Origin of the sequence: Streptomyces sp. YIM 130001 (assembly GCF_003574445.1) — a bacterium.
Classification (GTDB): domain Bacteria; phylum Actinomycetota; class Actinomycetes; order Streptomycetales; family Streptomycetaceae; genus Streptomyces.
Genome location: NZ_KZ984550.1, coordinates 411,640 through 436,006, shown reverse-complemented (window position 1 = coordinate 436,006; position 24,367 = coordinate 411,640). Strand labels below are relative to the sequence as shown.

Genomic DNA, 24,367 nt, shown 5'->3' with positions numbered 1-24,367 from the left:
GCCGGATCGCCCGGGACAGTGCCCCGGGCGCCCGCACTACAGTGGGTCGGAACACCTGGATCCGATAAGCGCCACAGAGGCAGCACGGCCCCGGGACACAGGACCCCCAGATCGACAGGGAGCGCATGACGTGCGGCCGGTAGGCAGCAAGTATCTGCTCGAGGAGCCGCTCGGACGCGGCGCCACGGGCACCGTCTGGCGGGCCCGTCAGCGGGAGACCGCGGGCTCCGAGGCCGCCGTTCCGGGCCAGCCCGGCGAGACCGTCGCGATCAAGGTGCTCAAGGAGGAGCTGGCCAACGACGCGGACGTCGTGATGCGCTTCCTGCGCGAGCGCTCCGTACTGTTGCGGCTCACCCACCCGAACATCGTCCGCACCCGCGACCTGGTGGTCGAGGGCGATCTGCTCGCCCTGGTCATGGACCTGGTCGACGGCCCCGACCTGCACCGGTACATCAGGGACAACGGCCCGATGACGCCGGTCGCCGCGGCCCTGCTCACCGCACAGATCGCCGACGCGCTGGCCGCGAGCCACGCGGACGGCGTGGTGCACCGCGACCTGAAGCCGGCCAACGTCCTGGTGCGTGACACCGCCGAGGGCATGCACCCGATGCTCACCGACTTCGGCATCGCCCGGCTCGCGGACTCCCCGGGCCTGACCCGCACCCACGAGTTCGTCGGCACACCCGCGTACGTCGCGCCGGAATCGGCCGAAGGCCGCCCGCAGACCTCCGCCGTCGACATCTACGGCGCGGGCATCCTGCTCTACGAGCTGGTCACCGGACGTCCGCCGTTCGCCGGCGGCACCGCCCTCGAGGTCCTGCAGCGGCATCTGAGCGAGGAGCCCCGCCGCCCCGGCAGCGTCCCCGAGCCGCTGTGGACGGTCATAGAGCGCTGCCTGCGCAAGAACCCGGACGAACGTCCCAGCGCCGAGAACCTGGCCCGTGGCCTGCGCGCCGTCGCCGAGGGCGTCGGCGTCCACGCGACGCCGGCACAGATCGCGGCCGCGGCGGGCGTGGGTGCGCTGCTCGCGCCCGACCCGTCCCCCGCGCCGGTGCCCGCCGCGGCGGACGCCGATCCCACCCAGGTCCTGCCGAGCAACGCGGGCTCCCACGACCCGGGCGCGGCGACGAACGTCATGCCGCACACCGGCCCCGCCGGCGCGGGCGACGCCACGTCCGTCATGCCGCCGGTGCCCCCGAGGCCCGACGACGCCCCGCAGCAGCCGGACGGTCCGCACCCCTGGCAGAACCAGATGCGTGCGGCCCGCGACCGCAACGAGCAGACGCAGGTGCAGCAGTACCTGGACCCGAACCAGGATCCGCTGCGCCGTCGACGCCCGCAGCGCCAGGTCAATCAGCCCCAGCAGCCGCCCCCGCAACAGCAGTACGCGCCGCAACCGCAGCAGCAGCGCTACGCACCTCCGCCGCCGCAGCAACCACAGCCGCAGCGGTACGCGCCGCCCCCGCAACAGCAGCAGCGACCGCCGCGCGAACCGCGGCGCCGTAGCTCCAACCCGATGCGTATCCCCGGGCTCGGCTGCCTCAAGGGCTGTCTGTTCTCGCTGATCATCGTGTTCGTGGCGGGCTGGCTGATCTGGGAACTGAGCCCGCTGCAGGAGTGGCTGGACACCAGCAAGGGGTACTGGGAGCAGCTGACCGACTGGACGTCCAACGTCACCGGCTGGATCAGTGACCTGGGCGGCGACTCCGGCGGCGCCTCTTAGGGCTGGAGTGACGCAGACCGCGAAGGCCGGTCCCGTATCCGCGACAGCGGACGCGGGACCGGCCTTCTCCATGTCATGGCGCGGACGACGACTCGGCCGATCCACCCCCGACCCTGCCGATTTGTCGATATCTGAAGGGTGATTTCCCGTACGAGAGTGAAGGTTGGCTCCCACGCCGCGTAGCTTTGTCGCCAACAAGCGTCCGTAGGAGCAGCCTTGGCACGGAAAATCGGCAGCCGGTACACCGCCCACCAGATCCTGGGGCGCGGGTCCGCCGGCACGGTGTGGCTGGGCGAGGGGCCGGAGGGGCCCGTCGCGATCAAGCTGATGCGCGAGGACCTGGCCAGCGACCAGGAGCTCGTCGGACGCTTCGTGCAGGAGCGCACGGCGCTCCTCGGCCTCGACCACCCGCACGTGGTCGGCATGCACGACCTGGTGGTCGACGGGAACGACCTGGCTCTGGTCATGGATCTCGTCCGCGGCACCGACCTGCGCACCCGTCTCGACCGGGAGCGCAGGCTCGCCCCCGAGGCCGCGGTGGCCATCGCGGCCGACGTCGCCGACGCGCTCGCCGCCGCGCACGCGGCCGGCGTGGTGCACCGCGACGTCAAGCCGGAGAACGTCCTGCTCGACATGCAGGGCCCGCTCGGCCCGGGCGGCTCGCACCCCGCCCTGCTCACCGACTTCGGTGTGGCCAAGCTCGTCGACTCCCCGCGCCGCACCCGCGCGACCAAGGTCATCGGCACTCCGGACTATCTGGCCCCGGAGATCGTCGAGGGCCTGCCGCCGCGTGCCGCCGTCGACATCTACGCCCTGGCCACGGTGCTGTACGAGCTGCTCGCCGGCTTCACGCCGTTCGGCGGCGGGCACCCCGGAGCCGTACTGCGGCGGCATGTGACCGAGGCGGTGGCGCCGCTGCCCGGGATCCCCGACGAGCTGTGGCAGTTGCTCATCCAGTGCCTGGCCAAGGCGCCCGCCTCCCGGCTGCGCGCCTCCGAGCTGGCGGAGCGGCTGCGTGAGCAGCTCCCGCAGCTGGCCGGGATGCCGCCGCTCGACGTGGACGAACCGGACGCCGAGTCCGACGAGGACGAACCGGCCGAGGACCGCCCGACGGCCGCCGAGCAGCCCGGTCCGCAGCCGCGCCGCGGAGCCGTCCCCCTGGTCCCCGGCTCGGCGACGGACTCCAACCGGGACACCCACACCTCGATGCGCGTACCGGAGCCGGACGAGCTGGCCGGAGGCGCCCGCGGCACGGCCCGCGTCCCGCGCGCCAGCGGCGCCCCGCGCCCCGGCTCCGCCCGCCACCGCGCCGCCATGGTCGCCCGCCGCAGGCGCCTCGCCCTCGGGGCGGCCGCGGTCGCCGTGGTGGCGGCCGTCGGCGTCGGCGGCTGGCTCGCGGTCTCCGACGACGACGCCGACGCGACTCCGAGGGAGCGCACCTCGACGTCTCCCGTCGCTCCCTGAGCGCCCGCGGGGACGGGGATGCCCCCGGGCGGACGGGATCGCGGTGCAATGCCGTTAGGCTGGGACGCGTGGCAGTCGTCGACGTATCCGAAGAGCTCAAGTCCCTCGCTTCGACCATGGGGTCCATCGAGGCCGTCCTGGACCTCGACAGCATCAGGGCCGATATCGCCGTGCTCGAGGAGCAGGCCGCGGCCCCGTCCCTGTGGGACGACCCGGAGGCAGCACAGAAGATCACCAGCAGGCTCTCGCACCTGCAGGCCGACGTCCGCAAGGCCGAGGCCCTCCGCGGTCGTATCGACGATCTGGAAGTGCTCTTCCAGATGGCCGAGGAGGAGGACGACGCGGACACCCGCGCGGAGGCCGAGTCCGAGCTCACCGCGGTGAAGAAGGCGCTGGACGAGATGGAGGTCCGCACCCTCCTGTCCGGCGAGTACGACGCCCGCGACGCCCTGGTCAACATCCGCGCGGAGGCCGGCGGCGTGGACGCGGCCGACTTCGCCGAGCAGCTCCAGCGCATGTACCTGCGCTGGGCCGAGCGGCACGGCTACTCGACCGAGGTCTACGAGACGTCGTTCGCCGAGGAGGCCGGCATCAAGTCGACCACCTTCGTCGTCAAGGTCCCCTACGCCTACGGCACGCTCTCCGTGGAGCAGGGCACCCACCGTCTGGTGCGCATCTCGCCGTTCGACAACCAGGGCCGCCGCCAGACGTCGTTCGCCGGCGTCGAGGTGCTGCCCGTCGTCGAGTCCAGCGACCACGTCGAGATCGACGAGTCCGAGCTGCGCGTGGACGTCTACCGCGCCTCCGGCCCCGGCGGCCAGGGCGTCAACACCACGGACTCCGCGGTGCGCATCACCCACATCCCCACCGGCATCGTCGTCTCCTGCCAGAACGAGCGCTCGCAGATCCAGAACAAGGCGAGCGCCATGAACGTCCTCCAGGCGAAGCTCCTCGAGCGCCGCCGCCAGGAGGAGCAGGCCGCGATGGACGCCCTCAAGGGCGACGGCGGCAACTCCTGGGGCAACCAGATGCGTTCGTACGTCCTGCACCCGTACCAGATGGTCAAGGACCTGCGGACCGAGTTCGAGGTGGGCAACCCGCAGTCCGTGCTCGACGGCGAGATCGACGGCTTCATCGAGGCCGGTATCCGCTGGCGCAAGCGCACGGAGAAGTAGGCCCGGTCAGTCCGGCGGTGCCGGGCCCCCGCCGAGCGCGAGACGCAGCTGTTCGTCCTCGACGATCCGGCGGGCGAGGTCCGGCTCCGAGATGTCCAGCGCCTCCGGCACCGATTCCGCGAGCTCGCTGCGCCGTGCGTACGCGTCGAACCGGGCCTTCTTCTCCTCCAGGATGCCGAGCAGATGCTGGTCCACGCTGTCGGTGGCGAGCAGCCGGTGCACCTGGACCCGGCGGACCTGCCCCATCCGGTGGGCCCGGCCGACGGCCTGCGCCTCCAGGGCGGGGTTGAGCTGCGGCTCGCACAGGACGACGACCGAGGCGGCCTGGAGATTGAGCCCGATCCCGCCCGTACGGATCTGGGCGAGCAGCACCGCGTGGCCGGGGGCCCGGGTGAAGGCGTCGACCAGTTCCTGGCGCCGGTCCGTGGGGACGGCGCCGGTCAGCATGCCGGTCACGGTCCCGGCCTCCGCTACCGGGCCGCTGACGGTGAGGGCGTCGTGGGCGGTCTGCAGGACGTCGAGGAAGGTGGAGAAGACGACCACCTTGAGTCCGTTCTCGGCCGCCTCGCCGACCAGTTCGCGCAGTCGGTGGAGCTTCGCGGAGCGCTTCGGGTCCGCGTAGCCCGCGCGGCGCATCGCCATGAAGTTCCCGTCCGCGACGGCCTTGCGGTACGCCGCCCGGTCGCCGTCGGAGAACTCCTCCCATGCGTCGGCGTAAATGACTCCCGGCAGCTCGGTCAGCACGTCCGGCTGATTGCGGCGGAGATAGCAGGGGGCGACCGCGGCGCGGAACGCCTTCGAGTCGCCCGCCGCCGTGCCGTAGCCGATGGTGTGCACGAGCTTCGGCTGCAACTGGCCGACCAGGGACCGGAATTCGGCCACATGGTTCTGCATCGGGGTCCCGGTCAGGAACAACACGCGCCCGGTGGTCCGGCGACGGATCAGCTTCTGGACGGCGTCCGCTCGCCGGGTCGCGGGATTCTTGACGTAGTGCGCCTCGTCCGCGACGAGCATGCCGAGGTCGAGCGCGGTGGGCAGCTCGAGCGTCCACAACAGGTCGTACGTGGTGACGAGGACCCCGCCGTGCGCGGTCCAGGCGGCGATCGAGGCCTCGCGGTCGCGGCCGTGCGCACGGTACGCGGGCAGGGTGCTGCGAGCCTCCACCTCACGGATCCAGTTGATGAGTACGCCCGCGGGGCAGACCACGAGGAAGTGGCGGGCTTCCTCGGCGGCCCGCAGATGGGCCATCGCGGCGATCGCCTGGATCGTCTTGCCGAGACCCATCTCGTCACCGATGAGGACCCGCCTGCGGACCAGCGCGAAACGGGCGCCGAAGGCCTGGTACCCACGCAGCGACACCCGGAGCAGCGATTCGTCCAGCGGCTGTGCGCGGATCTCCTCGGCGATCCCGGACGGCAGAAAGCCTTCCGTGGACGCCCGGTCCTCGGGCAGGTCGGCGATCCGGCCGAGCAGCGTGTAGTAGTCGGCGGCCCGGACCTGGAAGTCCAGCCAGGCCTCGTCGGTCGGGGCCGGTCCGCGCATCAGATCCGTGGCGGCCTGGCCGAGCGCGAGGGGTACGTCGTCGGCGTCGGCCTGCGCGAGGAGTTCGGTGAGCGCGGCGAGGGAGGCCTTGGCGGCTGTCCTGCGTTCCCGGCCCAGGAGTATCGACGTCAGCCGGGAAGCGGTGGGTCGGGCCGTCGCCAACTGCGGCTCGAGGGCCTCCGCGGTGCGTTCTGCGACGGCAGCGGCCTCCGGGATGCCGGGGCCGGCGAGCAGGAGGCGGTTGAGGGCGAGCACCAGTTGGGTGTGCCGCGCGGCGGAGGCGGGGTCGGCTCCGCCGGCCGCGTCCACGTTGATCCGCACGGCGACCGCGCCGGCCGCGGACTGGTGCAACTGCTGTGCAGCAGCGAGGAGTTGAGCGGCAGTTGTGCTGCCGATGCCGGGCACCCGGCGCAGCGCGTGGGTGTCGGCGTCGAGGACCTGGCCGACCGAGGTGTATCCGGCGGCGGTCAGCGCCTCGACGGTGGTCTCGCGCAACTGGCCGCGTGTGACGTCGCGCAGGCGTGACACCGGGAACGCCGTGAGCTCCGCACGGGCGAGAGCGTCCTCGAGGGACCGCGTCGCGTCCCGCACGGCCTGCTGTGCGCCCCGGTACTCCTCGACCACGGCCCGGGCGGCGCCGAGCAGTTCGCCCGCCCGGTGCAGTACGGCCCGGGCCTGTCTCCCCGGAGTCACCGGAACGTCCTGTGCCACACCTGCTCCTGTCTCGCCCTCCCGCCGTGCACCCGCCGGGCCCGGCCGATGCATCCTTGCACTCGGGTACGACAGCCCAGTGGGCCCCGTACGCCCTGGAGTTGAGAGCCTCGGTGGGCCCGAACCGTGGTGATTGCGTCACAGTCGCGTGGCGGACGCCGGTCAAGTCGCAATGAACACGACATCTCGCCCGGAACGGCCTTGACGTAACTCTTAACTCTGGACAGGCTGCAGTGCAGCATGCGTATGTCTGGGGCGGGTGTGAGCGGGGCGGGGTGGACGGCCTTTCGGAGGCGGTCCCGAGCTCGAGACAGAATTCCGCCGTGCCGTTGCCCCGAATACGGCTGCTCCATCGATGAGAACAGCTACTGGGGGTAGCAGGCAGATGACGAAGAAGACGCGTATCCGCGTGGCGCGCATAGCCGCCGGCGCGGTGATCGCCGCCGGTGCGTCGCTCACCGCTGCCGGTGCGGCCTCGGCCGTCGGCGTGGATGTCGACGTGGCGGGAATCGGCGTGAAGGCCGGCGTGGACGAGGAGGGCGCCGAGGTCGGTGTCGACCTGCCGGGTGCGGGCGACGACGAGACCGAGATTCCCGAGGACCCGTCGGAGGACCCGGAGGAGCCCACCGAGGAGCCGACCGAGCCCACCGACGAGCCGACCGAGCCGACCGAGGAGCCGACCGAGCCCACGGACGAGCCGACCGAGCCGACCGACGAGCCCTCCGAGCCCACGGACGAGCCGTCCGAGCCGACCGAGCAGCCCACCGAGCCGGGCGACGGCACCGACCCCGACGGCGGCAACGAGCCCGTCGAGCAGGGCGAGGGCAAGGAAGGCCTGACCGACGCGGGCGGCGCGCCCGAGGCGGCGGACAAGGGCAAGGGCGAGCTGGCCGAGACGGGTGCGGCGGAGACGACGTACCTGCTGATCGGTGCGGCGACGATGATTGCCGGTGGTATCGGGTTCCGGATGCTGCCGCGGCTGGTCTCCGGCCGTAACACTGCGGCGTAGTCGCTGCCGCTGAACTGCTTGCGGGGTGGGGGTTGTTGACCCCCGGCCCATGAACTGTGCCCCGCCGGGTCCGTCCTGGCGGGGCACAGTTGCGTTCCGGGGATGCGGGGTGATCAAGCCTGCCGCGACGGAGTCGGTCCGGCGGTCGAGGGCGAAGGGTGTCTGGGGAAAGGCGGGCCGTCAGGCGCTCTGCGCCGCCAGGAGGGCCATGGTGCCGATCAGGAGGATCAGCAGGGTGACGAGCATCACCGGGTTCAGGCCGCCTGGGCCCTCCTGCTCCATCCGCGCACGGTTCGCCCGGCAGACGGGGCAGCGGCCCTCGCTCACCGGCGCCGCGCAGTTCGCGCACACCAACCTGTCCAAGGTCATGTGCTTTCCTCCTCCCGCGCGGCGAGGCCGCAACCCGATTCACTGCCTCGCACAACGCATACGGGAACGCAACCGTTCCCCCTACCACTGTGCCAGCTTCCCCAGGATTCGGCGCGGGCCCCGATCGCTCCCGCTGCCCCCGCCGCCGGGCGACGCGCCTGATTCCGACCGGTCCGTTCCCCGGCAGATCCGTGATAAAACGCGCAACCCAGGACGGCGACTGCACTGCGCACGCCGGTTCGCGTAGGGTCACGCTCACCTACCCCCGGCGACCCGTGGTGCATCCGTGATCCGATTCGACAACGTCTCCAAGACCTATCCCAAGCAGACGCGTCCAGCGCTGCGGGACGTCTCCCTCGAAGTACAGAGGGGCGAGTTCGTGTTCCTCGTCGGGTCCTCCGGATCCGGCAAGTCCACCTTCCTGAGGCTCCTCCTGCGTGAGGAGCGCGCCAGCCACGGCCAGGTGCACGTGCTCGGCAAGGACCTGGCCCGGCTCTCCAACTGGAAGGTGCCGCACATGCGGCGCCAGCTCGGCACCGTCTTCCAGGACTTCCGGCTGCTGCCCAACAAGACCGTCGGCGAGAACGTCGCCTTCGCGCTCGAGGTCATCGGCAAGCCGCGCGGCACCATCCGCAAGACCGTCCCCGAGGTGCTCGACCTCGTCGGCCTCGGTGGCAAGGAAGCCCGTATGCCGGGCGAGCTGTCCGGTGGTGAGCAGCAGCGCGTGGCCATCGCCCGCGCCTTCGTGAACCGTCCGATGCTGCTCATCGCGGACGAGCCCACCGGCAACCTGGACCCGCAGACGTCCGTCGGCATCATGAAGCTGCTCGACCGGATCAACCGCACGGGTACCACCGTCGTGATGGCCACCCACGACCAGCAGATCGTGGACCAGATGCGTAAGCGCGTCATGGAGCTGGAGAAGGGCCGCCTCGTCCGCGACCAGTCGCGCGGCGTCTACGGCTACCAGCACTGAGCATCAGCACGGCAACGAAGAGTACGAGAGCACTGAAAGGACGCCATGCGCGCCCAGTTCGTCCTGTCGGAGATCGGCGTCGGTCTCCGCCGCAATCTCACCATGACCTTCGCGGTCATCGTCTCCGTCGCCCTGTCTCTGGCGCTCTTCGGCGGCTCGCTGCTCATGCGCGACCAGGTGAGCACCATGAAGGGGTACTGGTACGACAAGGTCAACGTCGCCATCTTCTTCTGCAACAAGGGCGACGCGGAGACGGACCCCAAGTGCACCAAGGGAGCCGTCACCGCCCAGCAGCGGGAGACGATCAAGACCGACCTGGACAAGATGGGCGTCGTCGACAACGTCATCCACGAGTCCAGCGACGAGGCGTACAAGCACTACAAGGAGCAGTTCGGCGACTCGCCCCTGGTCAATTCGCTGACGCCGGACCAGATGCAGGAGTCCTTCCGGATCAAGCTGAAGGACCCGGAGAAGTACCAGGTGATCGCGAGCGCCTTCTCCGACCGTGACGGTGTGCAGTCGGTGCAGGACCAGAGAAAGACCGTCGACAACCTCTTCGAGCTGCTCAACGGAATGAACTACGCGGCGCTCGCGGTGATGGCGCTGATGCTGGTCGTTGCGCTGATGCTGATCGTCAACACCGTGCGGGTGTCGGCGTTCAGCCGCAGACGGGAGACCGGCATCATGCGCCTGGTGGGAGCGTCCAGCTTCTACATCCAGATGCCGTTCATCATGGAGGCCGCCTTCGCGGGGCTGCTCGGCGCGGGCGTGGCCTGTCTGATGCTGCTCGTCGGCCGGTACTTCCTCATCGATCACGGACTCGCGCTCGCCGACAAGCTTCAGCTGATCCAGTTCGTGGGATGGGACCAGGTGCTGGCCAAGCTGCCCCTGGTGCTCGCGATCGGGCTTCTGATGCCGGCGTTGGCCGCGTTCTTCGCGTTGCGCAAGTACCTCAAGGTGTGACACATGCCAAGGGGCGCCGTACGGTCAAGCAACCGTGCGGCGCCCCTTGTTGTCCTAGACTCACCGGCATGTCAGGTCCTGACCTGTTCGCCAGACCCCGCGGTGTCCGCCGCGGGGCGACGCTGGCATTGGTCTTCGCAGTCGTCCTTGCGACCGGGGCCGCCACCGGTTCGCTCGGCCGCACCGACCGGGATGACGCGCACGACGACGAGGTGCGGCCCGTCCCCGCCGCGCAGCGCGTCTCCGAGGCGGCGGCCCGGGCCATGATCGACGGGAAGTCCCCCACCGAGGCCGCAGAGGATGCGGTCAGCCGCAGCGGCGACCGCTGGGGCGCGGTCTACGACGCCGGCGAGTACGAGGAGTTCGAGCAGGATCTGGACGGCCGTTACACCGGCGTCGGCCTGTGGACGGTGCGCGGCGGGGACGGCGGCATCGTGGTCGACCGGGTCCAGCGCGGCGGCCCCGCCGACCGGGCCGGAATCGAAGCAGGGGACCGGCTGCGCACGGTCGACGGCCGGCCGGTGGCGGACCGCCGGGTCGCCGAGGTCGTGGAAATGCTGCGGGGCGAGCGGGACGGTGCGGGCAGCACGGTCGAGCTCGGGCTCCGGCGCGGTGCGCGGGTGTGGCACGAGACGCTGCACCGGGCCGATCTGCGGCGGGAGACGGTCGCGGTCGAGCGGCTGCCCGACGGCAACGTGCAGATCAAGGTGAAGGCCTTCACCAAGGGCTCCGGTGAGCGGGTACGGCGAGCGGTCCGCCAGGCGCCTTCCGGCAGCGGCGTCCTGCTGGACCTCAGGGGCAACGGCGGGGGGCTGGTCGACGAGGCTGTCGATGCCGCCTCCGCCTTCCTCGACGGAGGCCTCGTCGCCACCTACGACGTACGTGGCGAGCAGCGCGCCCTGCACGCGTCCCGCGGCGGGGACGCGGCCAGGCCCGTGGTCGCGCTGGTCGACGGCGGCACGATGAGCGCGGCCGAACTGCTCACCGGCGCGCTCCAGGACCGCGGTCGCGCGGTCGTCGTGGGGACCCGGACCTTCGGCAAGGGGTCCGTGCAGATGCCGAGCAAGCTGCCCGACGGCTCGGTCGCCGAGCTCACCGTCGGTCACTACAGCACCCCGTCGGGGCGGAACGTCGACGGCCGGGGCCTCACGCCCGACCTGGTGGCCGGTGACGGGGCCCAGGAACGGGCCCGCACAGTATTGAGTGGCCTCGGCACCCCCTCGTAGTGCGAAAATGGCCGGACTATGGCTAAGGAAAAAGGGCGCAAGCTGATCGCGCAGAACAAGAAGGCGCGGCACGACTACCACATTCTCGACACCTACGAGTGCGGCCTCGTGCTGACCGGTACCGAGGTCAAGTCGTTGCGCCAGGGGCGGGCGTCGCTGGCGGACGGGTTCGTACAGATCGATGACAACGAGGCGTGGCTGCACAACGTCCACGTGCCGGAGTACCACCAGGGCACCTGGACCAACCACTCCGCGCGCCGCAAGCGCAAGCTCCTGATGCACCGGGTGGAGATCGACAAGCTGGCCGCCAAGTCGCAGGAGACCAGCCACACGATCGTGCCGCTCGCCCTGTACTTCAGGGACGGCCGGGCCAAGGTCGAGATCGCCCTGGCCAAGGGCAAGAAGGAGTACGACAAGCGGCAGACCCTGCGCGAGAAGCAGGACCGGCGCGAGACCGACCGTGCGGTGGCGGCGGCCCGGCGCAAGCAGCGCGCGTAGCGGTCGGGGGCCCCGGCCCCACCCGGACCGCGGCGCCGGAAATAGGCTGGCCCCGTCGCGCGTTGTTCACGTACGATGGCACTCGTCCCGCACAGCCGGGGCAGGTCCGCTCCGCAAGGGGCGGGCGATTTGAAAAAACAACATGGGGATGATCGGTTTCGACAGCGGCTGTCGAAGCAGGGGAAGCGAGCCGAGGAAGCGGCAATGATCTCGTAAACCATATGTCGCAAAAAATAATCGCCAATACTAAGCGCGATTCCCAGTCCTTCGCTCTCGCTGCCTAATTAGGTAGTGATCGAGGGACCCAAAATGGGTGTCAGCCCGGGAGCGTTCCCGACCCGGATCCTGGCATAAGCTAGGGGACTAAACCACCGAGCCCGGTCACGGGGTTCGGTGGGAAATCAAACAGTGGCTGGGCCCGTCGGAGACTTGTTCGCGTGATCTCCGGGGCCGAGAAAATCGCAGCGAACTGCGCTCGGAGAAGCCCTGGTTCCGCACCGTTGGACGCGGGTTCGATTCCCGCCATCTCCACGATTCCCATGTGGCCCCCGGCCCGTCGATTCGATCGACGGGCCGGGGGCATTTCTGTGTCCTTTTCCGTACGGCGGAATCGCGTAGGGAAGTGGCGTCACACGGTCGGGGTGCCCGCGTCGCGGAAGTAGTGGCCGGCCTCGATGTCGGCGATGAGGCCGGGCCGGGTCGGCTCCCAGTCCAGGAGTTCGCGGGTCAGTGCGCTGGAGGTCGGGCGGTCGGCGGCGAGGATCGCGGCGAGCCAGCCGAAGTGCTCGGCGGCGTCCTCGGGGGCGATGGAGGCCACGGGCAGGTCGAGGCCGCGGCCGATGGCCTCGGCGATGTCGCGCAGCGGTACGCCTTCCTCGGCGACCGCGTGCAGGGTGGTTCCTGCCGGGGCGTTCTCCAGGGCGAGGCGGAACAGGTGCGCGGAGTCGCGGTAGTGGGTCGCGGGCCAGCGGGTCTTCCCGTCGCCGATGTGGCCCGATACGCCCTTGGCGCGGGCGGTCTGGACGAGGGTGGCGATGAAGCCGGGGTCGCCCTCGCCGTGGTTGGTCGGGGGCAGCCGTACGACGGAGGACCGGACGTCCCGGGTGGAGAGGTTGAGCGTCAGTTCGGCGGTGGCGGACCGGTCGTCGAGGACGGTGCCGTCGGCGGCCGCCGACGAGGCGTGCCCGTCCCGTTCGGTGGCCACTCGACCCTGCTCGTCGGGTACGCCGGAGGCGATCACCAGCGGGCGGTCGGAGCCTGCGAGGGCCTCACCGAAGGTCTCGACGACGCGGCGGTCCGCGGCGGCGGCGCCGGCGAAGTCCCCCGTGAAGGCGATGTCGTGCTTGAAGGCGAGATGGATCACGCCGTCGGACGCGGTGGCCGCGTCCCTGAGGGTCTCGAGGTCGTCGAGGGTGCCGCGGACCACCTCGGCCCCGGCGGCCTCCAGGGAGGCCGCGGAGGAGTCGGAGCGAGCGAGGGCGACGACCTGGTGGCCGCCCGAGAGGAGATCGGGGACGACGGCGGAGCCGATGAATCCGGATGCTCCGGTGACGAATACGCGCATGAGGGGCGCTCCTGAAGTCGGTCGGCCCTCGGCGGGAGGTGTCGCGGGCCAGATGATGTCAGTGACTGTCATCGACAGTACACCCGATGTCAGCCACTGTCATGGCCGTAGTATTCCCAGCATGAGCCGATGGGAGCCGAACACGCGCGGTCGCCTGGAGCAGGTGGCCCTCGAGCTGTATCTGGAGCGTGGCTTCGAGCGGACCACCGTCGCCGAGATCACCGCGCGGGCGGGGCTGACCGAGCGCACGTTCTTCCGGCATTTCGCGGACAAGCGCGAGGTGCTCTTCGCCGGTTCCGTCCTGCTGCGGGATCTCTGTGTGGGGGCGATCGCCGAGGCGCCGGAGGATGTCGCACCGATCGACGCCGTCTTCGCGGCGCTGCGGGCGGCGGCCGACGGTATGCAGGAGCGTCAGGAGAGCGTGCGGCGGCGTCAGGTCGTCATAGACGCCAACTCTGAGCTGCAGGAACGGGAGTTGATCAAACTCGCCGCGCTGTCGGCCGCGATGACCGAGGCGTTGGTCCGCCGGGGTGTGAGCGAGCTGGCGGCGCGGGTGACGGCCGAAGCGGGCATGGCGGTTTTCAAGATCGCGTTCGAACGGTGGGTCGGGGCCCGAGAGTTGGAGCTGCCGCGAGTGCTACGCGAGTGCTTCGACGCGCTCAGGGACGTGACCGCGGGAGGGTGACCGCCGGCGGGCTCGCCCGGTGCAGTGTGAGGAGCAGCGCCAGGAAGGCGGCGGTGGCGGGGGCGGCGTACGCGGCAGTCGGACCGATGTGCTCCGCCGCCCAGCCGCCGCCGGCCGAGCCGCAGGCGATACCGCCGAGCAGGGCGGTCACCGCCAGGGTCATGCCCTCGTTGAGCCGGCCCTCCTCGGTGAGGTCCTGGACCAGGGACATTCCCGTGACCATGGTCGGGGCGGTCGCCATGCCCGCGATGAGCAGGGCGCAGGCGAGGATCGGCAGTGAATCGGTCGTCGCGGCCGCGAGAGGCAGGGTCATCAGTGCGGTCATGGCGAGCAGGCAGTACCGCAGGCGGCGGTGCCGCGGTCCGCTGAAGGAGAGCGCGCCGAAGACCAGGCCGGCCGCGCCGGAACCGGCCGCCTGCAGGCCGAGGACGAGTCCGGCCGCGGCCCGCTGTCCATGCCCGTCCGCGTACGCCACGGTGATCACCTCGAGCGAGCCGAACACGGAGCCGGTGGCGAGGAACACGGCGAGCAGCGGGAGCATGCCGGGTGCGCGCACCGGCGACTTCGTACGGGTGGCGGGGCGCTGCACCGGCGGCTCGGTGGATCGCTGGGCGGTGAACACGGTCATGCCGGTGAGGAGCAGTACGACGCCGGTCAGGGTGCCCGCCTCCGGGAACAGGGCGGTGCACAGGAACGCGGCGATGACCGGGCCGAGCATGAAACACAGCTCGTCCGTGGCCTGTTCGAAGGAGTTGGCCGTGTGCCGGGCTGCCGGGTCGCCGCGGAAGAGGTGGTGCCAGCGCGCCCGGGACATGCCGCCGGTGTTCGGTGTGGTGGCCGTCGCGGCGTAGCACAGGAAGAGGGTCCAGGCGGGGGCGTCGGACCGTACGCAGAGCACCAGGGCCAGGGAACCGAGGGCGGCGAGCGCGGTGGCGGGCCGGGCGACGCGGGCCTGTCCGTGCCGGTCGACGAGCCGTGCGGTCCAGGGTGCGACGACCGCGGTGGTGGCGAGGCCGGTGGCGGTGACGGCGCCGGCCAGTGCGTAGGAGCCGTGTGCCGCGGCGATCATGATGACCGCGCTGACGGTGAACATGCCCATGGGGAGGCGGGCGAGCAGGTTGCCGAGGGTGAAGGCGCGTGTGCCGGGGACCGCGAAGAGGCGACGGTAGGGGGTCAGTGGTGAACGGCGTGGGTGAGGGGGGTGCCGGTGGCGGTCGCTTCCGCCGGAGCGGTCGGCCACGATCAGGACGTCACCGGCGAGGGCGAAGAGGCGGGTGTCGGAGGGCGGCCGGTGGGCCGGGGTGGGAGAGGCAGGAGGCATGATGCCAAGCCTCGGGGTGCGTCGCGGTCGGGGTCCAACACCTGTTCGGCGCCCATTGACGCGCCTGCGTTGTAAATTCGGGCGATGCGCCAGGACATCGAACCAAGACTGCTCAGGGCCTTCGCGGCGGTGGCCGACGAGCTGCACTTCACCCGTGCCGCCGCCCGGCTCTACGTGGCCCAGCAGGCTCTGAGTCGCGACGTACGACGACTGGAACGGGAAGTCGGCGCCGAACTGTTCGTCCGCACCACCCGCCAGGTGGTGCTCACGGCCGAAGGTGAGCGGCTGCTGCCGTACGCCCGGCGGGTGCTCGAGGCGCAGGACGAGCTGTTGGCCGCTGCCGCCGCCGGCCACGCGCGGCCCCTCCTGGTGGATCTCAACAGCCCGGGCCTGGCCTGCGGCCGCGTCCTCGACCGGGCCCGTGAACTCGCCCCCGAGTGCGAGCTGATGGCCCGCTACGAGAGCGGTCTGACCTGGGCTGCCGGGGAGATCGTGGCGGGTCGCCTGGACGCCTCCTTCGGGCGGTACGCCGGCCTCGAACCGTCCCTGCGTGATCGCCTGGACCACCGGCCGGTGCGGTACGAGCCGATGGCCGTGGTGCTGCCCGAGGACCACCGGCTCGCCGGCCACGCGCGCGTGCCGCTCGCCGAGCTGGCCGGCGAGACCGTCTACGCGGGAGCGGGCAACCCGCGCACCCTGGAGTGGACCGACCTCGCGCACCGCCTCTTCGACGGCCGCGGGATCGAGGTCGCGGAGCCCGCACCACTGGCCGTCGGGGCGGACGAATTCCGGCGGATCATGGCGAAGACCCGGACGCCGGTGCTCGCCGTCGTGGACTTCCCGGCGATGCCGGGGACGGTTCTGCGGCCCCTTGTGGAACCGATCCCACTGTCGCCTGTGTCACTTGTATGGAGAAGGGGGCACCAGCACCCCGGAATCGATGCTTTGCGCCTGGCCACAAGGCAGTTGGCGCAGGAGGAGAGGTGGCTCGAGGCACCTGTCGGGAGTTGGATTCCGGCCATGGACGGGCGCATCATGATGTGTCAGGAATGACCGGGGGCACCGGCTGTCGGCGGTGTGCGCTACATTCATGGTCCGGGCGCAGTGTGATAAGGGGGGCGCCCGGATCGGGTGGGGGCCCGATCCGGTGGCGAGTTGCCCGGTGTCGTCTTAGCGCCCGCACCGGGCAGTGGGGGATGGGCGTAGAACAGTGGAAAATTGGCGTGAAGGTGCCCATTCTGGGCATTTCGACGACGTGGAGCCGGACCCGGCGCGTGATCAGCGCGCTCGTCTCGCCCACGATCCCAACGAAGTCACTGTGCAGATCGGCAGCGTGGGCCACCTCGATCAGGGGCGTGGCCCGGCCGAGGACGGGCCGGAGGGTTCCGACGCCCCGGTGTTCGTCGACGAGTCCGGTGGCCGCAGCCGGCGGCTGAGGCGTATCGGCTGGATCCTCGGCGTCGCCTGCGCGGTCTACGCGGTCGTGCTCGGTGCGACGCTGGTGTCCGGCAACTCGGACGCCCCGTGGATGCCCGGCATCGGCAAGGACGACGAGAAGCCGGCCGGCAAGGTCTCGCCGACCACCCCGCCCGACGCATCGGCCACCGCGGAGAATTCACCCTCTCCGTCGCCGACCCCGGGCCCCTCGGACACCGGTGGCCTGGTGCCGAGCCCGACGCTCAGCAACTCCCCGACGGACGACGAGACGCCGGGCGGCAAACCGACGGACGACGAGACACCGGGCGGCAAGCCCACGGACGACGAGACGCCCGACCCCGATCCGACGGACGACGAGACGCCCGGTCCGGACCCGACGGACGACGAGACGCCCGACCCCGATCCGACGGACGACGAGACGCCCGATCCCAAGCCGACCGGTGGCATCGCCGCCGAAGAGATAGCGCTCCACCGCGTCGCCCCGGAGGGCGCACCGTCATGACATCCCGCTCACGTCGCCGCCGCGGCGGCCGTCGGCTTCCCATGCGCTACCTGCTGCCGTCGCTGTTGCTCGTCGCGCTCCTCGCCATGCTCATGTTGCGGGGGTACGTCCACAGCGAGATCCTCGCCGACCACCGGGTGCGCCCGCCGGTCGCCACCGACAAGGTCCCCGAGGAAGTCCTCGACGGCGGTCCGGTGATCGACGCGCGAGACGGCGACAAGCCCCGGGGCCTGAGCGTCCCCGACCACAAGTTGGTGCTCACCTTCGACGACGGCCCCGACCCCGAGTGGACACCGAAGGTCCTCGACAAGCTCAAGGAGCACCACGCACACGGCGTCTTCTTCGTCACCGGCACGATGGCGTCCCGCTACCCGGACCTGGTGGAGCGGATGGTGAAGGAGGGCCACGAGGTCGGCCTGCACACCTTCAACCACCCCGACCTCTCGTACCAGTCGAAGAGCCGTATCGACTGGGAGCTCTCGCAGAACCAGCTGACGCTCGCGGGCGCCGCCGGCGTGCGGACCTCGCTGTTCCGCCCGCCGTACTCGTCCTTCGCGGACGCCTTCGACAATGCCAACTGGCCGGTCACGCAGTACATCGCCGACCACGGCTACATCACGGTGGTCAACAACACCGACAGCGAGGACTGGAAGCGTCCCGGCGTCGACGAGATCATCAAGCGGGCCACGCCCAAGGGCGGCAAGGGCGCGGTCGTGCTCATGCACGACTCGGGAGGCAACCGCTCGCAGACCGTCCAGGCACTCGACCGCTTCCTGCCCGCCATGCAGGAGGACGGCTACGAGTTCGCCAACCTCACCGAGGCGATGGACCTGCCGAGCGCGCACACCCCGGTGAGCGGGCTCGACCTGTGGAAGGGCAAGGCGTTCGTCCTCGCGGTCACCGTCTCGGAGAAGGCGACGGGCGGCCTGGTCGTGGCGCTCGCGGTCATCGGCGTCCTGGTGTTCACCCGCTTCGGTCTGATGCTGCTCCTGTCGTTCGTGCACGCCAGACGGACCAGGCGGCGCCGCTTCCGCTGGGGGCCGCGGATCACCGAACCGGTCAGCGTCCTGGTCCCGGCGTTCAACGAGGCCAAGTGCATCGAGAACACGGTGCGTTCACTGACCAGCAGCGACCATCCGATCGAAGTGATCGTCATCGACGACGGCTCCACCGACGGCACCGCGCGCATCGTGGAGAACCTCCGCCTGCCCAATGTCCGGGTGGTCCGCCAGCACAACGCGGGCAAGCCCGCCGCCCTCAACCGCGGCCTGGCCAACGCCCGCTTCGACATCATCGTGATGATGGACGGCGACACCGTCTTCGAGCCGGCGACCGTTCGTGAACTGGTGCAGCCCTTCGGCGATGCCCGCGTCGGCGCCGTCGCCGGAAACGCCAAGGTGGGCAACAAGGACTCCCTCATCGGCGCCTGGCAGCACATCGAGTACGTGATGGGCTTCAACCTGGACCGCCGGATGTACGACGTGCTGCGCTGCATGCCGACCATCCCCGGCGCGGTGGGCGCCTTCCGCCGCAGTGCCCTGCAGCGGGTCGGCGGCATGAGCGACGACACCCTCGCCGAGGACACCGACATCACCATGGCCATGCACCGCGACGGCTGGCGCGTGGTCTATGCCGAGAAGGCCCGCGCGTGGACCGAGGCCCCGGAGACCGTGCAGCAGCTGTGGTCCCAGCGCTACCGCTGGTCGTACGGCACGATGCAGGCGATCTGGAAGCACCGGCGCGCCGTCATCGAGCGGGGTCCTTCGGGACGTTTCGGACGGGTCGGACTGCCGCTGGTCTCCCTGTTCATGGTCCTGGCGCCGCTGCTCGCACCGCTGATCGACGTGTTCCTGCTGTACGGCCTGGTCTTCGGCCCCACCCAGAAGACCGTGCTCGCCTGGCTCGGCGTGCTCGCCGTGCAGGCGGTCTGTGCCGCGTACGCCTTCCGGCTCGACCGGGAGCGCATGACTCATCTGATCTCGCTGCCCCTCCAGCAGATCCTCTACCGGCAGCTGATGTACGTCGTGCTGCTGCAGTCCTGGATCACCGCTCTCACCGGAGGCCGCCTTCGCTGGCAGAAGCTCCGGCGCACCGGAGTCGTCGGAGCCGCACCCGGCTCCGTGCCCGGCGGGCGGTCCCGTGCCGAGGAGCGGAGGCCCGTCGCATGAACCCCCCCGACAGCGGCGGGACGCGCCCGATGCCCGTGGTGCCCGGCGCCTCCGAGGCCGGTGGCGGCCAAGTCCCGCCGCAGTACGGCCGGTCGGCCGCGTACCCGGCGCAGTACGGGGCGCCCGGCGCACCCACCCGGCCCGTGGATCCGGCGGCGCCCGGCGCACCCGTGACGGCCGGCGCCCCGGCGCAGCCGAGTGCCTCCGAGAAGCCGGCGGTGGCGCGGAGCAAGCCCGGCCGCGACCGCTATCTGGACCTGCTGCGCTCGCTCGCCCTGGTCCGCGTGGTCTTCTACCACATCTTCGGATGGGCCTGGCTGACCGTCCTCTTCCCGTCCATGGGCGTGATGTTCGCGCTCGCCGGCTCCCTGATGGCACGGTCGCTGAGCCGGCCCGCCTGGGGCGTCATCCGTGGCCGGGTGCGCCGACTGCTGCCGCCGGTATGGGTGTTCGGCGCCGCGGTGCTGCCGATCATGCTGCTCGGTGGCTGGAACCCGGCGAAGGACCTGGGCGGTACCTGGTTCCTGCAGCTGCTCAACTACATCGTGCCGGTCGGCGCCCCGCCGTATCCGTGGCAGGCCGGCGACCCGGGCGGGCTGCTCGAGGAGACCTGGGCCGTGCAGGCCGCGGGCCCGCTCTGGTACATCCGCGCGTACCTCTGGTTCGTGATCGCCTCGCCGCTGCTGCTGTGGGCGTTCCGCCGCGTCCCGTGGGCGACGCTGCTCGCGCCGCTCGCGCTCACCGCCGTGGTCGGCACCGGCCTGGTCAAGATCCCCGGCGAGACGGGGAACGCGGTCACGGACTTCGCCGTCTACGGCTCCTGCTGGGTGCTCGGCTTCGCGCACCAGGAGGGGGTGCTCAAGCAGATACCGCGGTACCTGGCGGTGTCGCTCGCCGCACTCTTCATGGCCTTCGGCCTGTGGTGGGCCGCCGGCCACCTCGGCCCGGACGGCTGGGACCTCAACGACATTCCGCTCGCCCAGGCCACCTGGTCCTTCGGGTTCGTGGTGATCCTGCTGCAGTACGCGCCGTCGTGGCAGCAACTACCGGGAAAACTGGCCCAGTTCGACAAGCTCATCACCCTCTCCAACAACCGCGCGGTGACCATCTACCTCTGGCACAACGCGCTGATCATGGCCACCATCCCGCTGCTCGACCAGGTGTGGAACGTCCCGTTCCTGTCCGAGCACTTCGGGGACGCCTTCTCGACGACGTACACGCTGTGGATGTTCGTCCTGGTGTGGCCGCTGATCGGGCTGATGATCGTCTCCGTGGGCTGGGTCGAGGACCTCGCGGCGAAACGCAGCCGGCGCCTGTGGCCGAACGGCACGAAGCCGCGGCCGTCACGGTCCGGCCGTCGCGCCGCCGCGGGAGGCTCGCACCGCCGCTGAGCGCGCCCGCCGCCGGGGACGCGCCCGCAGTCGGGCTCACACCCGCTCCGCGGAGCGGGTGAGAGCAAGGTTGCGCGAAGGTCACCGGACGGCACCAGCCCGAAACGCGCCGTCCCTAGCGTCACCTCCACGACCCGACGCACTCGTGGAGGCGTGATGAAAGCCCCGACCGGCCCGCGCAGCGGGTCCCGCTGGATCGAGCGGTGGGACCCGGAGGACGAGCAGTTCTGGCAGGAGTCGGGACGGCGCACGGCCCGCCGCAATCTGCTGCTCTCGGTGATCAGCGAGCACATCGGCTTCTCGGTGTGGACCCTGTGGTCGGTGCTCGTGCTCTTCATGGGCCCCGAGTACGGCGTGGACGCGGCCGGCAAGTTCTTCCTGATCGCCACGGCCACCCTGGTCGGTGCCGTGATCAGGGTGCCGTACACGTTCGCCGTCGCGCGCTTCGGTGGCCGGAACTGGACGGTGTTCAGCGCCGCGCTGCTGCTCGTGCCGACCGTCGCCGCGTATCTGGTGATGGAGCCCGGCACCTCGTACGGGACGCTCCTGCTCGTCGCCGCGCTGACCGGGGTGGGCGGCGGCAACTTCGCCTCGTCCATGACCAACATCAACGCGTTCTTCCCGCTGCGCGAGAAGGGCTGGGCCCTCGGCCTGAACGCGGGCGGCGGCAACATCGGCGTCCCCGTGATCCAGCTCGTCGGCCTGCTGGTCATCGGCACGGCCGGAGCCGGCCACCCGAGGGTGCTGCTCGGCGTCTACATCCCGCTGATCGTGCTCGCCGCCGCCCTCGCCGCCCGCCATATGGACAACCTCGCTCCCGTACGCAACGACACCGGGGCCGCCCGCGAGGCGCTCCGCGACCGGCACACCTGGATCATGGCGTTCCTCTACGTCGGTACCTTCGGCTCGTTCATCGGCTACAGCTTCGCCTTCGGGCTCGTCCTGCAGACCCAGTTCGGGCGCACCCCGCTGCAGGCGGCCTCGCTGACCTTCCTCGGGCCGCTGCTCGGCTCGCTGATCAGGCCGGTCGGCGGCCGGCTCGCGGACCGGCACGGCGGCGCCCGGATCACTCTGTGGAACTTCGTCGCTATGGCGGCCGCGACCTCGGTGGTCGTGGTGGCCTCGGTGCTGGAGTCGCTGCCGGTCTTCCTCGTCGGCTTCACCGCCCTGTTCGTCCTCACCGGGCTCGGCAACGGCTCGACGTACAAGATGATCCCCGGCATCTTTCAGCGACGGGCGCTGGCCGAGGGCCTCACCGGTGCGCAGGCGGCGGCCCACGGGCGTCGGCTCTCCGGTGCCGCGATGGGCCTGATCGGAGCGGTCGGTGCGCTCGGCGGGCTCGGCATCAACCTCGCCTTCCGGCAGTCCTTCCGGACCGCCGGCACCGGCACCGCGGCCTTCGTGGTCTTCCTCGGCTGCTACGCCCTGTGCTCCGCGGTCACCTGGGCCGTATACCTTCGAAGGGCGGACGGGCTGCCGGGCCCGGCCGCGACCGCGGCGACGAAGCCGCAGCTCGGGTACGCCGACGTGTAAGGACCTCGCGCGCCACGGGGCGGTCCCGTAACACCGAGGCAACCCGGCCGAACCGAGCCCGTCACGGACCGTTGACAGGCTCGGTCGTCCGCACGCACCACAGTCAGGCGGGACAGACCGATGGACCACACCGACCACCCCGACGGCACCGCGCACGGCCCCCTCGCCGGCTTCACCATCGGTGTGACGGCCGCCCGGCGGGCCGAGGAGCTCGGCACGCTGCTCACCCGGCGGGGCGGCACCGTCATCCACGCACCCGCGCTGCGCATCGTCCCGCTCTCCGACGACAGCGAGTTGTACGCCACCACCAAGCAACTCCTCGAACGCGGGCCGGACATCGTGGTGGCGACCACCGCGATCGGCTTCCGCGGCTGGGTCGAGGCGGCGGACGGCTGGGGCGTCGGCGCGGACCTGCTCGCCGCGCTGCGCGACGCACGGCTGCTCGCCCGCGGCCCCAAGGTGAAGGGCGCGATCCGCGCCGCGGGCCTCACCGAGGAGTGGTCCCCGGTCTCCGAGTCGATGGCCGAAGTACTCGACCGTCTGCTCGAGGAGGGCGTCGACGGACTCCGCATCGCCATCCAGCTGCACGGCGAGCCGCTGCCCGGCTTCGTCGAGTCGCTGCGTGCGGCGGGCGCCGAGGTCATCGGGGTCCCCGTCTACCGCTGGCTGCCGCCGGAGGACATCGGCCCCGTCGACCGGCTTCTGGACGCCACGCTCGCCGGGTCCGTGGACGCGCTGACCTTCACCAGCGCGCCGGCCGCCGCGTCCCTGCTGTCCCGGGCCGAACACCACGGTCAGCTCGACCGGTTGACCGCCCTACTCGGCCAGGACGTGCTCGCCGCCTGCGTGGGCCCGGTGACCGCGCTGCCGCTGCAGTCTCACGGCATCGCGACCGTGCAGCCCGAACGGTTCCGGCTCGGCCCGCTCGTGCAGATCCTCTGCCGCGAACTTCCCGCACGCGCGCTCACCCTGCCGATCGCCGGGCACCGGACCGAGATCCGGGGCCACGCGGTCGTCGTGGACGGCGAGTTGAGGCCGGTGCCACCTGCCGGGATGTCCCTGCTGCGGGCCCTCGCCCGACGGCCCGGCTGGGTGGTGTCGCGCGCCGATCTGCTGCGCGCGCTGCCCGGTTCCGGCAGCGACGAGCATGCCGTGGAGACCGCCATGGCCCGACTGCGCACGGCGCTCGGCGCTCCCCGCCTCATCCAGACCGTGGTCAAACGCGGCTACCGCCTCGCGCTCGACCCGTCCGCGGACACCAAGTACGCCGACGGCCCCTGAACAGCCCGTTGCCGCAGGGCTTCCGGACACCCGCCCGCACGGGCACTCTGGTGGGTGGCGACTCCGGTACGGCCTCCCACAAGGCGGTGACACGCACATGGCGTCGGACCTGGACCCGGCCCCGTACGAGCTGCGCTTCGACTCCGGGCGGGTCTGCCTCGATCTGCTCGCCACCGCGCATCCCGGCGAACGGCTGGACAGCGTACGGGCGTTGCGTGCCTGGCTGATCGGCGCGGGACTCGTCCCCGCCCGTGAACCGCTCCGGCTGGTCGACGCCGGATGCCTGCTCGGTTTCCGTGAACTGCGCGCCGATCTTGCCCAGTTGATCCCCGGAGCCGTCCCGCCCGGGGCCGCCGTCCCGCCCGCGGTCCTGGCCCGGGTCAACGAACAGTCCGCGGTCGCACCGCCGGCCCCGCGAGCCGCTCAGGGCCCCGGCGGCGCCGGCCTGGTCCGCGCCCTGCACGGCGAACCCACCGGATCCGAACTGCTCGCCGCAGTCGCCCGCGACGCCGTGGAGCTGCTCACCGACCCGGTGGCCCGCTCCCGTGTCCGCCGCTGCGAGGCGGTCAACTGCCCGCTGGTCTACCTGGACACCTCGCGCGGCCGGCGCCGCCGCTGGTGCTCCAGCGAGGTGTGCGGCAACCGCGAACGGGTCGCCCGCCACCGCCGCCGCGCCGCGTCCCTCGCCGACCGTTAGGGCCGACGCGGCCGGCCTTCGACACCCCCGTTCCCGGGCCGCGTTGAACATCCCGCCGTCCGCGTACGTAACTCCTGGATGACCGACCGGGGTTCCAGGGGGAGCACCGCACAGAACCCACCACTACCCCCT

Annotated in this window: 20 protein-coding genes and 1 other RNA gene; 17 read left to right on the top strand and 4 right to left on the bottom strand. The window is 71.3% G+C overall.

Features of this window, described 5'->3' with window-relative positions:
• The first annotated feature begins 130 nt into the window (after positions 1–130).
• From DSC45_RS07560 to prfB, 3 genes are all read left to right on the top strand, one after another.
• Positions 131–1,723, top strand: a complete 1,593-nt coding sequence (locus DSC45_RS07560) for a serine/threonine-protein kinase (RefSeq protein ID WP_119288315.1) — start codon at positions 131–133, stop codon at positions 1,721–1,723.
• Positions 1,724–1,939: 216 nt separating this feature from the next.
• Positions 1,940–3,187, top strand: a complete 1,248-nt coding sequence (locus DSC45_RS07555; RefSeq protein WP_119288313.1) for a serine/threonine-protein kinase — start codon at positions 1,940–1,942, stop codon at positions 3,185–3,187.
• 68 nt (positions 3,188–3,255) lie between these two features.
• Complete coding sequence (gene prfB / locus DSC45_RS07550; RefSeq protein WP_119288311.1) at positions 3,256–4,362, top strand: peptide chain release factor 2; 1,107 nt, start codon at positions 3,256–3,258, stop codon at positions 4,360–4,362.
• Between the two features lie 6 nt (positions 4,363–4,368).
• On the opposite strand, the gene DSC45_RS07545 is transcribed toward prfB, so the two are convergent.
• Positions 4,369–6,615 carry a DEAD/DEAH box helicase gene (locus DSC45_RS07545; RefSeq protein WP_240434510.1) on the bottom strand — a complete coding sequence of 749 codons (2,247 nt, stop codon included), beginning with the start codon at positions 6,613–6,615 and terminating at the stop codon, positions 4,369–4,371.
• 385 nt (positions 6,616–7,000) lie between these two features.
• Between DSC45_RS07545 and DSC45_RS07540 the strand changes: the two genes are divergently transcribed.
• On the top strand, positions 7,001–7,624 hold the full coding sequence (locus DSC45_RS07540; protein ID WP_119288307.1) for an LPXTG cell wall anchor domain-containing protein: 624 nt from the start codon (positions 7,001–7,003) through the stop codon (positions 7,622–7,624).
• A gap of 180 nt (positions 7,625–7,804) precedes the next feature.
• Here DSC45_RS07540 and DSC45_RS07535 read toward each other — a convergent pair whose 3' ends face one another.
• Complete coding sequence (locus tag DSC45_RS07535) at positions 7,805–7,993, bottom strand: hypothetical protein (protein WP_119288305.1); 189 nt, start codon at positions 7,991–7,993, stop codon at positions 7,805–7,807.
• Between the two features lie 286 nt (positions 7,994–8,279).
• Between DSC45_RS07535 and ftsE the strand changes: the two genes are divergently transcribed.
• The 5 genes from ftsE (at position 8,280) to ssrA (ending at position 12,190) form a co-directional block, all read left to right on the top strand.
• Complete coding sequence (gene ftsE, locus DSC45_RS07530; protein ID WP_119288303.1) at positions 8,280–8,969, top strand: cell division ATP-binding protein FtsE; 690 nt, start codon at positions 8,280–8,282, stop codon at positions 8,967–8,969.
• Between the two features lie 45 nt (positions 8,970–9,014).
• The gene (gene ftsX / locus DSC45_RS07525; RefSeq protein WP_119288301.1) at positions 9,015–9,932 is read left to right on the top strand and encodes a permease-like cell division protein FtsX; all 918 of its coding nucleotides are present in this window, start codon (positions 9,015–9,017) and stop codon (positions 9,930–9,932) included.
• A 68-nt stretch (positions 9,933–10,000) separates the two neighbouring features.
• Positions 10,001–11,158 (top strand): S41 family peptidase, encoded by a 1,158-nt coding sequence (locus DSC45_RS07520; protein ID WP_119288299.1) that lies wholly within the window; start codon positions 10,001–10,003, stop codon positions 11,156–11,158.
• A gap of 18 nt (positions 11,159–11,176) precedes the next feature.
• Positions 11,177–11,656 carry an SsrA-binding protein SmpB gene (gene smpB, locus DSC45_RS07515; RefSeq protein WP_119288297.1) on the top strand — a complete coding sequence of 160 codons (480 nt, stop codon included), beginning with the start codon at positions 11,177–11,179 and terminating at the stop codon, positions 11,654–11,656.
• Positions 11,657–11,800: 144 nt separating this feature from the next.
• Positions 11,801–12,190, top strand: a transfer-messenger RNA (tmRNA) gene (gene ssrA / locus DSC45_RS07510).
• 94 nt (positions 12,191–12,284) lie between these two features.
• Here the strand turns inward: ssrA and DSC45_RS07505 are convergent.
• On the bottom strand, positions 12,285–13,220 hold the full coding sequence (locus tag DSC45_RS07505) for an SDR family oxidoreductase (RefSeq protein ID WP_119288295.1): 936 nt from the start codon (positions 13,218–13,220) through the stop codon (positions 12,285–12,287).
• A gap of 121 nt (positions 13,221–13,341) precedes the next feature.
• Here DSC45_RS07505 and DSC45_RS07500 point away from each other — a divergent pair, with 121 nt between their 5' ends.
• Complete coding sequence (locus DSC45_RS07500; RefSeq protein WP_119288293.1) at positions 13,342–13,905, top strand: TetR family transcriptional regulator; 564 nt, start codon at positions 13,342–13,344, stop codon at positions 13,903–13,905.
• On the opposite strand, the gene DSC45_RS07495 is transcribed toward DSC45_RS07500, so the two are convergent.
• Positions 13,880–15,226, bottom strand: a complete 1,347-nt coding sequence (locus DSC45_RS07495) for an MFS transporter (RefSeq protein ID WP_119288292.1) — start codon at positions 15,224–15,226, stop codon at positions 13,880–13,882. The genes DSC45_RS07500 and DSC45_RS07495 overlap by 26 nt on opposite strands.
• Positions 15,227–15,310: 84 nt before the next feature.
• Between DSC45_RS07495 and DSC45_RS07490 the strand changes: the two genes are divergently transcribed.
• The 7 genes from DSC45_RS07490 (at position 15,311) to DSC45_RS07460 (ending at position 24,235) form a co-directional block, all read left to right on the top strand.
• Positions 15,311–16,279 carry a LysR family transcriptional regulator gene (locus DSC45_RS07490; RefSeq protein ID WP_119288290.1) on the top strand — a complete coding sequence of 323 codons (969 nt, stop codon included), beginning with the start codon at positions 15,311–15,313 and terminating at the stop codon, positions 16,277–16,279.
• 265 nt (positions 16,280–16,544) lie between these two features.
• On the top strand, positions 16,545–17,165 hold the full coding sequence (locus DSC45_RS07485; RefSeq protein WP_119288289.1) for a hypothetical protein: 621 nt from the start codon (positions 16,545–16,547) through the stop codon (positions 17,163–17,165).
• A complete protein-coding gene (locus DSC45_RS07480) occupies positions 17,162–19,333 on the top strand; it encodes a bifunctional polysaccharide deacetylase/glycosyltransferase family 2 protein (protein ID WP_205571267.1) in 2,172 nt (723 codons plus the stop codon). Before DSC45_RS07485 ends, DSC45_RS07480 begins: the two co-directional genes overlap by 4 nt.
• A complete protein-coding gene (locus tag DSC45_RS07475) occupies positions 19,330–20,724 on the top strand; it encodes an acyltransferase family protein (RefSeq protein WP_240434509.1) in 1,395 nt (464 codons plus the stop codon). The genes DSC45_RS07480 and DSC45_RS07475 overlap by 4 nt, the downstream gene beginning before the upstream one ends.
• Positions 20,725–20,880: 156 nt before the next feature.
• A complete protein-coding gene (locus tag DSC45_RS07470) occupies positions 20,881–22,257 on the top strand; it encodes a nitrate/nitrite transporter (protein WP_119288285.1) in 1,377 nt (458 codons plus the stop codon).
• Positions 22,258–22,377: 120 nt separating this feature from the next.
• Entirely contained in the window at positions 22,378–23,538 is a 1,161-nt protein-coding gene (locus DSC45_RS07465; RefSeq protein WP_119288283.1) for a uroporphyrinogen-III synthase, read from the top strand.
• 97 nt (positions 23,539–23,635) lie between these two features.
• The gene (locus DSC45_RS07460; RefSeq protein ID WP_119288281.1) at positions 23,636–24,235 is read left to right on the top strand and encodes a CGNR zinc finger domain-containing protein; all 600 of its coding nucleotides are present in this window, start codon (positions 23,636–23,638) and stop codon (positions 24,233–24,235) included.
• Positions 24,236–24,367 lie beyond the last annotated feature (132 nt).

What these genes read in the sequence shown, in the direction of transcription:
- DSC45_RS07540 (WP_119288307.1), top strand. Translation starts at nt 7,001, where the DNA reads ATGACGAAGAAGACGCGTATCCGCGTGGCGCGCATAGCCGCCGGCGCG.
- DSC45_RS07535 (WP_119288305.1), bottom strand. Translation starts at nt 7,993, where the DNA reads ATGACCTTGGACAGGTTGGTGTGCGCGAACTGCGCGGCGCCGGTGAGC.
- ftsX (WP_119288301.1), top strand. Translation starts at nt 9,015, where the DNA reads ATGCGCGCCCAGTTCGTCCTGTCGGAGATCGGCGTCGGTCTCCGCCGC.
- DSC45_RS07520 (WP_119288299.1), top strand. Translation starts at nt 10,001, where the DNA reads ATGTCAGGTCCTGACCTGTTCGCCAGACCCCGCGGTGTCCGCCGCGGG.
- smpB (WP_119288297.1), top strand. Translation starts at nt 11,177, where the DNA reads ATGGCTAAGGAAAAAGGGCGCAAGCTGATCGCGCAGAACAAGAAGGCG.
- DSC45_RS07505 (WP_119288295.1), bottom strand. Translation starts at nt 13,220, where the DNA reads ATGCGCGTATTCGTCACCGGAGCATCCGGATTCATCGGCTCCGCCGTC.
- DSC45_RS07500 (WP_119288293.1), top strand. Translation starts at nt 13,342, where the DNA reads ATGAGCCGATGGGAGCCGAACACGCGCGGTCGCCTGGAGCAGGTGGCC.
- DSC45_RS07495 (WP_119288292.1), bottom strand. Translation starts at nt 15,226, where the DNA reads ATGCCTCCTGCCTCTCCCACCCCGGCCCACCGGCCGCCCTCCGACACC.
- DSC45_RS07490 (WP_119288290.1), top strand. Translation starts at nt 15,311, where the DNA reads ATGCGCCAGGACATCGAACCAAGACTGCTCAGGGCCTTCGCGGCGGTG.
- DSC45_RS07480 (WP_205571267.1), top strand. Translation starts at nt 17,162, where the DNA reads ATGACATCCCGCTCACGTCGCCGCCGCGGCGGCCGTCGGCTTCCCATG.
- DSC45_RS07475 (WP_240434509.1), top strand. Translation starts at nt 19,330, where the DNA reads ATGAACCCCCCCGACAGCGGCGGGACGCGCCCGATGCCCGTGGTGCCC.
- DSC45_RS07470 (WP_119288285.1), top strand. Translation starts at nt 20,881, where the DNA reads ATGAAAGCCCCGACCGGCCCGCGCAGCGGGTCCCGCTGGATCGAGCGG.
- DSC45_RS07465 (WP_119288283.1), top strand. Translation starts at nt 22,378, where the DNA reads ATGGACCACACCGACCACCCCGACGGCACCGCGCACGGCCCCCTCGCC.
- DSC45_RS07460 (WP_119288281.1), top strand. Translation starts at nt 23,636, where the DNA reads ATGGCGTCGGACCTGGACCCGGCCCCGTACGAGCTGCGCTTCGACTCC.